Below are 12,038 nucleotides of genomic sequence, written 5' to 3' on the forward strand. Positions count from 1 at the left end.
GCCCTTGGATCAGCCCAGCGGTTCGTCCGACAGGTAGGTGTAACCGGTCAGGCCCGCTTCCAGCGCGGCATCCAGCTCCGCTGCGCGTTCGGCCGACAGATCGGCGGCAGCCACGCGCTCACGGTAGGCCGTGCGCAGGTCAGCCAGGCTGTAGCCGACGTAATCCAGCATCACGTCGGTGGTGTCACCGCGACGCTGCTGGGTGATCACGTAGCCGTCGTCTTCCACCACCACTTCCACCGCATCGGTATCGCCGAACAGGTTGTGGATGTCGCCGAGGATTTCCTGATACGCACCCACCAGGAAGAAGCCGATGCGGTAGCTCTCGCCGTGACGCACCGCGTGCAGCGGCAGCGAGCTGTCCAGGCTTTCGTTCTCGACGTAGGTCTTGACCATGCCATCGGAATCGCAGGTCATGTCGGCGATCACGCCGCGACGCTCGGGGCGCTCGTTCAAGCGCTCGATCGGCACGATCGGGAACACCTGATCGATCGCCCAGGCATCCGGGATCGACTCGAACACGCTGAAGTTGACGAAGTACTTGTCGACCAGGCGATCGTTCAGTTCGTCCAACGCCGGGCGATGGCTCTTTTCGTCATAGCTCAGGCGTGCACGCACGCCATTGGCGATGGCGTAGAACAGGTCGTCGATGCGCGCACGCTGCGGCAGGTCGATCTGGCCCAGTGCATAGGCGCTCAAGCCTTCGGCATGGAAATGCTGGGCTTCCTGGAACAGCTCCACCGCCGGGCGCTGGTCGAGTTCCTCGTGGATCTCGCGCAGGTGACGGATCGCCGCCGGCTCGTCGTCATGCGCTTCAGGCACGCGGCCTTCGGCGGCCTGTTCGACTTCCGACACGTTGGCGATCAGCACGGCGTGATGCGCGGTCATCGCGCGGCCGCACTCGGTGATGATGCGCGGCGGGGTCAGGCCATGCGCTTCGCAGGCTTCGGCCAGCGGCTGCACGATGTTGCTGGCGTAGGCGTTGAGGCCGTAGTTGATCGAGCAGTAGCTGCGCGAACGGGTGCCTTCGTAGTCGATGCCCAGACCACCGCCGACATCGACATGGCTGATCCTGGCGCCCAGCTGCGACAGCTCGACGAAGTAACGGGTGGCCTCGCGCATGCCGTTGGCGATGTCGCGCACATTGCTGATCTGGCTGCCCATGTGGAAATGCAGCAGGTTCAGGCAATCGGCGTACTCGGTGTCACGCAGCGCTTTCCACAGGTCCAGCAGCTGGCGTGGGGACAGGCCGAACTTGGCCTTGTCGCCGCCGCTGTTCTGCCACTTGCCGGCGCCCAGCGAGGCAAGGCGCATGCGCACGCCCAAGCCCGGCTTCACGTCCAGTGCCTTGGATTCCTCCAGCACCAGCTTCAGCTCGGACGGCTTCTCGATGACGATATAGGTCTGCAGGCCGAGCTTGCGACCGATCAGGGCCAGGCGGATGTACTCGCGGTCCTTGTAGCCGTTGCAGACAATCAGCCCACCCGGCCGGCTCAGCGCCAGCACCGCCATCAGCTCCGGCTTGGAACCGGCTTCCAGGCCGAAGCCCTCGCCGTGGTGGCTGGCCAGGGTGCCGGCCACGCCACGGTGCTGGTTCACCTTGATCGGGTAGACCGCGGTATAGCCGCCAGCGTAGTCCCAGTCGGACTGGGCCTGGGCGAAGGCTGCCTGCAGCTTGCCCAGGCGCTGGCCGAGGATGTCCGGGAAGCGCACCAGCAACGGCAGCTTGGCGCCGGCGGCACGCGCCGAATCGACAACCTGCGGCAACGACACCGCCGCGCCTTGGGCGCCTGCGGGACGGACCACGACGTGCCCGGCGGCATCGACGTCGAAATAACCATCAGACCAGTGCGGAATCGAATAGGTCTTGCGGGCCTGTTCGAGGGACCAATCGCTCATCGGCGTAGCAACTCTCAGCTGTGGATAAATAAGGACGCGCATTCTAACGCTAGCGGGGCAAGGGTCCGTTACAATCCGCGCCCGCGCCTCCTCCCCTCTCCCCCCGGGACAGGGGTCGGGGGTGAGGGTAAGCGTGAAACCTGAATATGTCAGGCTTCGCCCTTACCCTCATCCGCCCTTTCGGGGCATCCCCGCCTTCGCGGGGACAGGCTCTTCTCCCGCCCGCGGGAGAAGGGAAAAGTCCATTGCACCCAGGAATCATCATGACCTCCAACGAAAACTGGTTCATCGAACACTTCCAGCCGACCGGTTCGGCTATTGGTTTCCGCATCACCGGCAAGCTGGACGAGGTGCAGTCGCCGTTCCAGAAGATCGAGATCTACGACAGCACCGACTGGGGCAAGTTGATGGTCATCGACGGCGCCATGATGCTGACCACCAAGGACAATTTCTTCTACCACGAGATGATCAGCCACCCGGTGCTGTTCACCCACCCGGCGCCCAAGCGCGTGGTCATCATCGGCGGCGGCGACTGCGGCACCCTGCGCGAAGTGCTCAAGCACCCGGGCGTGGAAAGCGCCACCCAGTGCGATATCGACGAGCAGGTCACCCGCATGGCCGAGAAGTATTTCCCGGAACTGTGCGAATCCAACGGTGACGTGCGCGCCGAGCTGCTGTTCGACGACGGCGTGGCCTACATGGCCAACTGCGCCCCGGGCAGCGTGGACGTGGTGATCGTGGACTCCACCGACCCGGTCGGCCCGGCCGAAGGCCTGTTCAACAAGGCCTTCTTCGAAAGCTGCTTCCGTGCCCTGAAGGACGACGGCCTGCTGGTGCAGCAGAGCGAGTCGCCGCTGGCCCTGCTGGAGCTGATCAAGGACATGCGTTCGGAAATGGGCAAGGCCGGCTTCCAGTCGTTCAAGACCCTGCCGTTCCCGCAGCCGTGCTATCCGACCGGCTGGTGGTCGGTGACCGTGGCCAGCAAGCAGGCCGGTTTCGGCTTCGGCTTCCGCGAGGCCGATTCGGCCGCCAAGCCGTTCGACACCCTGTACTACACCGCCCCGCTGCACACCGGCGTGCTGGTCAGCCCGCCGTTCGTGGCCAAGGCGCTGGGCGAATAAGCTCACCGCCAGCGCAGTGAACCGAACCCCGCGCCCGCAACGGCGCGGGGTTTTCGTTTTCTGGCGTTGACGCACACAGGCGCGCGTCACATCAGCCACGCCATCGCAACAATCATTTCCGTCACACGATTCCTACATTTTTTTTACATTCAGCAATTCATGGACTGTGCAGTTTTATAATTGCCGCACATCCCCGCCCATTCGGGCACGTTAGACCGGCTTTGCAAGACGCTTTCCGCGCCATGCCCGCGTCAGGAAGGTTTCGATGAACACATTGCCCAGTTTCGACGGCGAACACGCCGTTGTTCCCGCCCACCATCTGCTCAAGCGCGGCGAGCGCCTGCTGGAGCCTGACGTCTACCGCACCGAACTGGACGGGCGGCCGGCCGTGGTCAAGGACTACCGCCGCTACCAGGGCACTCCCCTCTCCCCGGTGGCGCGCCTGCTGGTACGCCGCGAAGCCAAGGTGCTCAAGCGCCTGCAAGGCTGGAAACACGCGCCCGCGCTGCTCGGCACCTTGGGCGGATTGGCCCTGGGCATGGAATTCATCCCAGGCGACACCTTGAGTGCCGGCGTACAGGGCGTGAGCCAGGAAGTCTTCGACCAGCTGCAGAACGCCTTGGCGCGCCTGCATGCGGCCGGCATCACCCACAACGACCTGCACGGCACCAATGTGGTGGTCAGCGCCGGCGTGCCGGTCCTGCTGGACTTCACCTCGGCGCTGCGGGCGCCACGCTGGCTGCGCAACTGGCCGATCTTCCGCCAGCTGCGCCGCAGCGACATGAAGAACCTGGTGAAGATGCGCCAGCGTTTGACCGGGCTGAAGCCGTCCGCCGAACAGGCCGCAGCGCTGGCCGAGCCGGGCTGGGTGCAGGCGGTGCGTAACGCGTGGAAGCGGCTTTATCGGCGGATCAAAGGCTGAGGCCGAAGCTACCCCTCCCCAACCCTCCCCTGCGCTTCGCGCAAGGGAGGGGGCCAAGCCCTGCTCCCTCCCTTTGGCGCAGCCAAGGGGAGGGTTGGGGAGGGGTGCTCTAAAGCTTCAAAACCCCCAAGCCCCAAAACCTCAAAGCGCATCCCCATCCAGCTCGCCGGTACGGATCCGCACCACGCTGCCCAGGTCATACACGAACACCTTGCCGTCGCCGATCTTGCCGGTGCCGGCGGCCTTGACGATGGCTTCCACCACCTCGTCGGCCTGCGCATCGGTCACCGCGACCTCGATCTTCACCTTCGGCAGGAAATCGACCACGTACTCGGCACCACGATACAGCTCGGTGTGACCCTTCTGCCTGCCAAAGCCCTTGACCTCGGTGACGGTGATACCGGCCACGCCGCGTTCGGCAAGCGCCTCACGCACGTCGTCCAGCTTGAACGGCTTGACGATGGCCATGATCATCTTCATAGGTCGGCTCCTTGGGTGATGCCTGAAGCATACCGCGCAGGCTGACGTGCCACTAGCAAGCTTCCGGACTATCCTTACCATTGGCACTAACGGATACCGATGCCCGCAACCAACAGCCGCCCTCTAGGCTCGGCTCACCCCTGCGGAGAAACCCCATGATCGACCTCAACCACATTGATGCGCTGGCCCGCCGCCTGAGCGACCTGGTGCCGCCAGGCCTGCGCGAATCGCGCGAAGAACTGCAGGCCACTTTCAAGAGCGCACTGCAGGCAGGGCTGGGCAAGCTGGACCTGGTCACCCGCGAAGAATTTGAAGTGCAGCGTGCCGTCCTGCTGCGCACCCGTGAAAAGCTCGACGCGCTGGAACACGCCGTCGCCGCCCTGGAAAGCCGCGCCACCGACAAGAACGCCTGAGCGCCGGGCGGTGAGCCTGGCGCTGGTGCACAGCCGCGCCCGTGCGGGTGTGCACGCACCGCTGGTGCAGGTGGAAGTGCACCTGTCCGGTGGCCTGCCCTTCACCCAGATCGTCGGCCTGCCCGAGGCCGCTGTGCGCGAATCACGCGACCGGGTGCGCGCCGCCATTCTCTGCGCGCAGTTCGACTATCCAGCGCGACGCATCACCATCAATCTGGCACCGGCGGACCTGCCCAAGGAAGGCGGTCGCTTTGACCTGCCCATCGCCCTCGGCATCCTCGCTGCCAGCGGTCAGATCGACCGCAATGCCTTGGCCAACTACGAGTTCATCGGCGAGCTGGCACTGACCGGCGAATTGCGTGCGGTAGATGGTGCGTTGCCGGCCGCCATTTCAGCCGCCAACGCCCAGCGCTGTCTGATCGTGCCGCCGGGCAACGCCGGCGAAGCGGCACTGGCTCAGCACGCAGAAGTCAAAGTCGCACGCACCTTGCTGGAAGTGTGCGCAGCTTTGAACGGCAGCAAGCAGCTGCCCGATGCACAGGTACCGTCAACAGAACCGGCCGCGCCTGCTGACCTCAGCGATGTACGTGGTCAGCAACATGCGCGAAGGGCCTTGGAGATTGCCGCAGCAGGCGGCCATCACTTGCTTCTGCTGGGCTCACCCGGCTGTGGCAAGACCCTGCTGGCCTCCCGTCTGCCCGGCATCCTGCCCGAGGCAAGCGAAGAAGAAGCGCTGGAATCCGCAGCCATCGCCTCGATCAGCGGGCGCGGCGTTGATCCGAGTCGCTGGCGGCAACGTCCTTATCGTTCGCCACACCACACTGCCAGCGCGGTTGCGCTGGTTGGTGGCGGCTCGCATCCGCGACCTGGCGAAATCTCCCTGGCGCACAACGGTGTGCTGTTCCTGGACGAGCTGCCGGAGTGGAACAGGCACGCATTGGAGGTCCTGCGCGAGCCACTGGAGTCCGGCACGGTCACTGTCTCACGCGCGGCACGCAGCATGGAGTTTCCGGCGCGATTCCAACTGGTCGCAGCAATGAACCCGTGTCCCTGCGGTTGGGCCGGCGACAGCAGTGGCCGCTGCCATTGTTCTGCGGAAAGCATCCGTCGCTATCGCGCGCGCATCTCCGGACCGCTACTGGACCGCATCGACCTGCATCTGCAGGTGCCGCGGCTGGCACCCAGCGAGTTGCGAGGTGATGCCGCTATTGGTGAGAGCAGCGCCCAGGTGCGCGAGCGGGTGATGCGGGCAAGGACGCGGCAACTGCAGCGTGCCGGCAAGGCCAACGCACATCTTGGCCAAACGGAAACCCTGCGGGACTGCGTGCTATCCGCCGCCGACAGCGACCTGCTGGAACAGGCGATGGAGCGATTGCAGCTGTCGGCACGCTCGATGCACCGGATCCTGCGGGTGGCGCGGACGGTTGCAGACCTCTCGGGTGAAGCTGCGATCCAGCGTGTGCATCTTACCGAGGCGATTGGCTATCGGCAGTTGGATCGGGGTGAGGTTGGGGGTGAGGGGTAGGTTGCTGGGGGTTTTGTCGCTTGCTTGGAGCCACTGCAACAGCAAAGGCTTTACCCCCTCCCCAGCCCTCCCCTGCGCTTCGCGCAAGGGAGGGGGCAGAGCTTGGCCCCCTCCCTTTGGCACAGCCAAGGGGAGGGTTGGGGAGGGGGCAGCTCTTAAAGCACCACATTCAAGACAAATCCCAAAAATCCGTTCACCATCGCCAGCAGCCCCCCGCAGAGACCGGCCATGGAACGTATCGAGCGCCCCTACTTCCCGATCATCTACGTGCGCGGCTATGCGATGACCCGCGATGAGATCGTCGAAACCACCTCCACGCCGTTCATGGGCTTCGAGGCCGGTTCCACCAAGATGCGCCAGGCGCAGGACGGCAGCATCGTCAAGTTCGTCTTCGAGTCACCGCTGGTGCGCTTGATGAAGGACTACAACTACCGCGACGTCTACGAATTCGGCGCCGAGCGTCGCGACCGCATCTCGCCGCGCTGCATCGTCATCCACCGCTACTACGACCCGGCAGACCCGGCATTCGGCGATGGCAAGACCCCGTCCATCGTCGATGCCGCCGCCGCGTTGGGCAGACGCATCGAACAACTGCGCGACAGCATCTGTGGCAACAACGCGGCCATGCGCAAGGAATTCCGCGTCTATCTGGTCGCCCATTCGATGGGCGGGCTGATCTGCCGTTGCCTGCTGCAGAACCCGGACGTGGCCAGTGCCGAGGTGCGGGCGATGGTCGACAAGGCCTTCACCTATGCCACGCCGCACAACGGCATCGAGGTCGGTGGCATCAACCTGCCGAACCTGCTGTCGATCAACGACATCAACAACTTCAACCGCAGCAACATGGGCAAGTACCTGAAGGTGCCCAGGGACAAGGTCAACACCTTGGGAACCTCGGGATTTCCGCCCGAGCGCCTGTTCTGCCTGATCGGCACCAACGCACGCGACTACGCCGCCGCGCACGGGCTGTCCTCGTTTGCAGTAGGTGCGTTGAGCGACGGGCTGGTTCGTATCGCCAACGCCTACGTCGAGGGCTCGCCGCGCGCCTTCGTCAACCGTAGCCATAGCGGCTACTTCGGCATCGTCAATTCCGAGGAGGGTTACCAGAACCTGGTGCGCTTCCTGTTCGGCGACACCTGCGCCACCGCCCAGCTCGACATCACCGCCCTGCCCTTCCCGCCGGAGATCGAGGCCGCCCGCAAGCGCGGCAAGAAGATCGAGTCCTCGTACTACATCGAGGCCACCGTCGCCCCGCGCGGCGCCTACACCTACGAGCTCACCTCGCGCACCCAGGCCAACCAATGCGCCATCCGTCGCGAGTACGGTGACATCTTCGACGCACAGGGCAACCTGCTGAAGGACAAACGCTCTACCGTGCTGTTCTCGGTGTTCCTGGACAGCAGCAAGATCCTGGCCGGCAGCGAAATCGCGTTCTCGATCGACCTGGCGGTCAGCAACGCCGGCTATCAGGTGGACGGCACGCTGTTCCTGAAGAACCACATCCCGGGTGAATACCTGTTTCGCAACACGCTGGTGGTCTTCGCCAAACCCGACGACGCAGGCGGCTGGCGCCTGCGTTATGTTTGGAGCGATGACCAATGGGCAGGCGGACCGAAGAATGAGGCCGAGCTGGATACCGCCCGCACCAAGGCGATCGGTATCAACCAAAAAGCACCGAACATCTTCGCGATACCGCTGCAGTCAGCCAAAGGTTTCAACGCCGAATTGAAGCTTTCGCTCTCCGACTGGCATTGAACACTCGCCATGCATCGCCGTACCGGGCGCTCATTCCGTTCCGGCTCGCCATCATCATGCCATCGTCGCGGCCTGGTCCAATTCCTCGCGGAGGCTGTCGATGAAAACACTGTCATTCAAATAGGCGACGTTCAAACGTGTCCACGGTGACACCTGCTCGGAGTCGATGTTGAAGAACGCGCCCGGCGCCAGCACAACACCGCGTGACAGCAAGCGAGCGGTCAGCGTACGGGTGTCGTCAATGCCATCGAAACGTGCCCATAGATACAGGCTTTGTTCCGGCGTCGCGTAGACGCTTGCGTCCAGTCGATTCAACACCTCCAACCCCTCCGCGGTGGCGGCGCGCACCCGGTCCTGCAAACGCCCGACATGGCGCAGGAAATTACCTTCGCGCAGGATCGCCTCCAGCACGCGCTCCCCATACTCACTGCTGCCGATGTGCAGCAGCATCTTCAGGTCGGCCAGCTCTTCGATGTGTGCGTTCTCGCCTGCGATGAAACCACTGCGCAATGCCGCCGATACCGATTTCGAGAAGCTGCCCACATACAGCGTATTCCTGAACTGCGACAACGAAGACAGGCGAAACGCAGAATTCGGCTTGAAATCTGCCATTGCATCGTTCTCGACAATCAGCACGTTGTGCGCCGCCGCCAGCTCCAGCAAGCGCTTGCCAACCTCGGGCGACACGTCGGTTCCGGTCGGGTTGTGTGCGGTGGTCTGCATGAAGAAGACGCGCGCCTTGCTGGCCAGCAGCGCCGCCTCGAACTCGGCAAGATCGGGACCACCCACGCGGCGTGTGATGGCGATCGGTTTCGCGCCTTGCAGTTGCAGCTTTCCGAACAGCGGGTAGTAACCCGGCTGCTCCACCAACACCGTATCGCCTGGCGCAACGTAGCGTCGGATGATCAGGTCCAGCGCATGATTTGCGCCAAACGTGGTCACCAGCTGCCGCGGGCCGAGCTCCATGCCATGCATGGCCATTCGCCGGATCAACTGCTGCCGCAGCGGCAGGTAGCCGTAACGGTTGCCGTATCGAAACAAGCTGCCGATGCCACTGCGAGCGACCTGCCGGTGGAAGCGATCAAGTCGCATGTAGGTCAACCAATCAACCGGCGGAAAGCCTTCGGCCAGATGTGACCGCCCAGGCTCACGGATGGCCTGTTGGCGCATCATCCACAACGTATCGATAACCCTGCTGTAACCAACGGGTTCCTCATCGACATCCCGTTCCGGCGGCGCATCGACGCCGCGCACAAAGAATCCTTTGCCGTGCTGCGCCTCCACCAGCGCCCGCTCGCCAAGCAGGTCGAACGCCGAGATCACGGTGTTCTTCGAATAGCCATTCAATCGCGCGTACTCACGCAAGGACGGCAGCTTGTCTCCTGGCTTCAGCACACCGGCAAGGATCTGACGACCGATGTCCATCGCAACTTTTTCCGCTAGTGAAATCTTCCGTGGTTCAGAGCGCATAGGGATCCATACAGAATTCTTCGGGGGGCGCTCACTGTATCTATGCGCCAGCGCACGCTGTAAAGAGCATAAATAGACATTTTGATATGAATTGGCAGACACGCCCCTGCAGCCTATCTGTACGAGAAAACTGTACCTTTCGCCCGCACGCTTCAGAGCACACGGCGTTCCGTTGATTGAGTAATGCTCGACGCAGATGGATCGACCGGGACAATCACCGTTGAACGCAATCAATGCACATGCAGAGCACGCAGCGTCGTCCGTTTCGACGCCAGCAATAGCGCACATTCCGCGCAAACCAGGCATTGGCATAAGGCTGGACAGCACTTCCGGAACAGCGCCAGTGAATGGCGCCGTTCCAATGCCAATGCCTGACAACCAACACATCCATTTGAACAAGCCAATCAGCTTCATCGACGAAGTGCCGATCAACGGCAGTAGCCAGCGCGTAGCAATCGCAGAGCGTCAGCCGGGACAGGCACACATCCTGCAACGCATTACCCAGCTTTCGCATCCAACGGGTGGCTTTCATGTGTTCGGTGCGGCCCGCCTGCTGCGTGCCAGCATCCAGTTCAGTGCGATCCGCGACGTGCATGGTGCGCGCAAGCAGGTACTGCAGCTACGCAACCAGCTGGTCGGACTCGTCAACACGATGAACCCTGGACTCGCCTCCGGTGGCGGCGGCTGCAAGGAGCTTGAAGCAGTGGTGCGCATGAGTAGCGCCATGGAGCCGCAGCTGGAAGTTTCAGTGCTTTTGGAAATCCCAGATAGATCTGACATCCGGGTCATCGACGAGCTGATCGCGAAGCTGGCACCGTTGATTGAGCAGTTGACCATGGGGACGAAGACGGGGGCATCAATCACCGAGGTCGCCAGTCACCAGTTGCTACGCGCGCAGGTGGCTTTCGACCCGGCCACCTTTTCGCTTGCAGCCGCCACGGGCTATGCGCTGGCAGGACGTGTCGTTGATCTTCACAATTTCACCTGCTTGGCCAGGGAGCGCGTCCACAAGCGCAACGCGGACATTCTCGCAACGGCGAATTCCGTGCTTGCTGCCACTGGAGCTGCGAGCGGCAACAAGCGCACTACCTGGACAGCCATCGACGACCCCGGGGTGCCGCTGGTGATCTGGTACCGCGATCACCACGGTCATCTGGCGGGACGAATCTCGCTGCCGCTGCAGGCGGACGCAGACTACACCGGCACTGCGACGCGCGACGCAGCCAAGGTTCCGTTTACGTATCCACTCACTCCCGCAGTCGCGGCGATCGGTTTGGCGCAGAGCCTGGTCAACCTGCATGCACATGCTGCCGAGGCGGTCGCTCAGGGTGATCCCGGCCAACACGCCTACGACCTGGCATTGCTGGCAGGCGCCATCGACAGTGAGATCGTTCACGTGGTCAACGCCCAGTTGTCCGCGCAGAGCATCCACCTGGATCTCGCGATAACTGCGCTCGACAAGTTGCGGCGGCGATGATGGACAGCCACGATGAAGCCCAGGAAGATCATGTCCGCATCATCGAGCTTGGCGCGCGCAGTTGCCTTGAGCGCCAGACCAAGGCACTGCCGGCCATGGTCCGCATGAACCTGATCGAATTGCTGGAATCGGCCGGCATCAGGGAAATCGAACTGGGCTCGTTCACTTCACCACGCCGGGTGCCGCAGATGGCCGATACCGCGGCGCTATGCACGCTGCTGGGGCCAGCGCCGATTGACCGTGTCCGCTCCGCGCTGGTTTCGGACATGAAGGGGCTGGAGATGGCAGTCGCCAATGGCTTCCGTGATATCACCATCACCGCGGCCGCGTCGGATTCCTATTGCCGCGCACTACTCAACTGCAACATCAGCGAAAGCCTGCGCCGTGCTGACGAGATCAGCGAGCATGCCTTGGCACTCGGCATCCAGGTCCGTGCCACGTTGGCGACGATCATCCATTGCCCATACGGTGGAGCGGTGACGACGGCGGAGGTCATCCGTATCGTGCGCGCGCTCTACCATATGGGCTGCCGTGAGATCAGCCTGTGCGATACCACAGGCAGGGGCACCCCAGCGTCGGTTGGTGTGCTGCTGCGTGCCTGTGCCAGCGAAGTGCCGATGCACCGCGTGGCCATGCACTTCCATGACACCTTCGGGCTGGCCATCGCCAATGTCATCGAAGCACTCGAACATGGCGTGCGTGCGTTCGATAGCGCTGTTTCCGGGCTTGGCGGTGACAGCCATGCTCCGGGTGCGGCAGGCAATCTGGCTAGCGAAGATCTGGTCTATCTTTTCTCCGAACTGGGGATCAGCTGCAACGCCGATCTCGACGGACTGCTGCTGGCCGCTGACTATATCGACTGCGTGCTTGAGCGCAGAACCGGGTCGCGAGTGGGTCAGGCGCTACGGGTGGGAAGAAAGCAAGGCAAGGATACGGCCAGAATCTGGACGGGGTGAGCTGGCTCGGTTGCTGCCGC

At 63.2% G+C, this 12,038-nt stretch carries 10 protein-coding genes; 7 read left to right on the plus strand and 3 right to left on the minus strand.

The genetic code is table 11. The annotated features are described in order from the left end of the window. Positions 1–9: 9 nt before the first annotated feature. Complete coding sequence (gene speA / locus ACVOLI_RS00665) at positions 10–1,899, minus strand: arginine decarboxylase (protein ID WP_296246819.1); 1,890 nt, start codon at positions 1,897–1,899, stop codon at positions 10–12. A 263-nt stretch (positions 1,900–2,162) separates the two neighbouring features. Between speA and speE the strand changes: the two genes are divergently transcribed. Further along, on the plus strand, positions 2,163–3,020 hold the full coding sequence (gene speE / locus ACVOLI_RS00670) for a polyamine aminopropyltransferase (protein WP_481533098.1): 858 nt from the start codon (positions 2,163–2,165) through the stop codon (positions 3,018–3,020). Between the two features lie 265 nt (positions 3,021–3,285). Continuing rightward, positions 3,286–3,942: an RIO1 family regulatory kinase/ATPase domain-containing protein gene (locus ACVOLI_RS00675; RefSeq protein WP_481533099.1), complete on the plus strand. Its 657-nt coding sequence runs from the start codon at positions 3,286–3,288 to the stop codon at positions 3,940–3,942. A gap of 141 nt (positions 3,943–4,083) precedes the next feature. On the opposite strand, the gene ACVOLI_RS00680 is transcribed toward ACVOLI_RS00675, so the two are convergent. Beyond that, the gene (locus tag ACVOLI_RS00680) at positions 4,084–4,422 is read right to left on the minus strand and encodes a P-II family nitrogen regulator (protein WP_057628415.1); all 339 of its coding nucleotides are present in this window, start codon (positions 4,420–4,422) and stop codon (positions 4,084–4,086) included. 155 nt (positions 4,423–4,577) lie between these two features. On the opposite strand from ACVOLI_RS00680, the gene ubiK reads away from it, so the two are divergent. The 3 genes from ubiK (at position 4,578) to ACVOLI_RS00695 (ending at position 8,115) form a co-directional block, all read left to right on the plus strand. Continuing rightward, positions 4,578–4,835, plus strand: a complete 258-nt coding sequence (gene ubiK, locus ACVOLI_RS00685; RefSeq protein ID WP_481533100.1) for a ubiquinone biosynthesis accessory factor UbiK — start codon at positions 4,578–4,580, stop codon at positions 4,833–4,835. Positions 4,836–4,845: 10 nt separating this feature from the next. Further along, the gene (locus tag ACVOLI_RS00690; protein ID WP_481533101.1) at positions 4,846–6,360 is read left to right on the plus strand and encodes a YifB family Mg chelatase-like AAA ATPase; all 1,515 of its coding nucleotides are present in this window, start codon (positions 4,846–4,848) and stop codon (positions 6,358–6,360) included. A gap of 228 nt (positions 6,361–6,588) precedes the next feature. Further along, positions 6,589–8,115: an esterase/lipase family protein gene (locus tag ACVOLI_RS00695; RefSeq protein WP_481533102.1), complete on the plus strand. Its 1,527-nt coding sequence runs from the start codon at positions 6,589–6,591 to the stop codon at positions 8,113–8,115. 54 nt (positions 8,116–8,169) lie between these two features. Here ACVOLI_RS00695 and ACVOLI_RS00700 read toward each other — a convergent pair whose 3' ends face one another. Continuing rightward, on the minus strand, positions 8,170–9,999 hold the full coding sequence (locus tag ACVOLI_RS00700; RefSeq protein ID WP_481533103.1) for an aminotransferase-like domain-containing protein: 1,830 nt from the start codon (positions 9,997–9,999) through the stop codon (positions 8,170–8,172). On the opposite strand from ACVOLI_RS00700, the gene ACVOLI_RS00705 reads away from it, so the two are divergent. Next, positions 9,929–11,062, plus strand: a complete 1,134-nt coding sequence (locus ACVOLI_RS00705; RefSeq protein WP_481533170.1) for a hypothetical protein — start codon at positions 9,929–9,931, stop codon at positions 11,060–11,062. The genes ACVOLI_RS00700 and ACVOLI_RS00705 overlap by 71 nt on opposite strands. Then, positions 11,062–12,018 (plus strand): hydroxymethylglutaryl-CoA lyase, encoded by a 957-nt coding sequence (locus ACVOLI_RS00710; RefSeq protein WP_481533104.1) that lies wholly within the window; start codon positions 11,062–11,064, stop codon positions 12,016–12,018. The genes ACVOLI_RS00705 and ACVOLI_RS00710 overlap by 1 nt, the downstream gene beginning before the upstream one ends. Positions 12,019–12,038: the final 20 nt, after the last annotated feature.

It is taken from the genome of Stenotrophomonas sp. STEN029 (assembly GCF_056760015.1).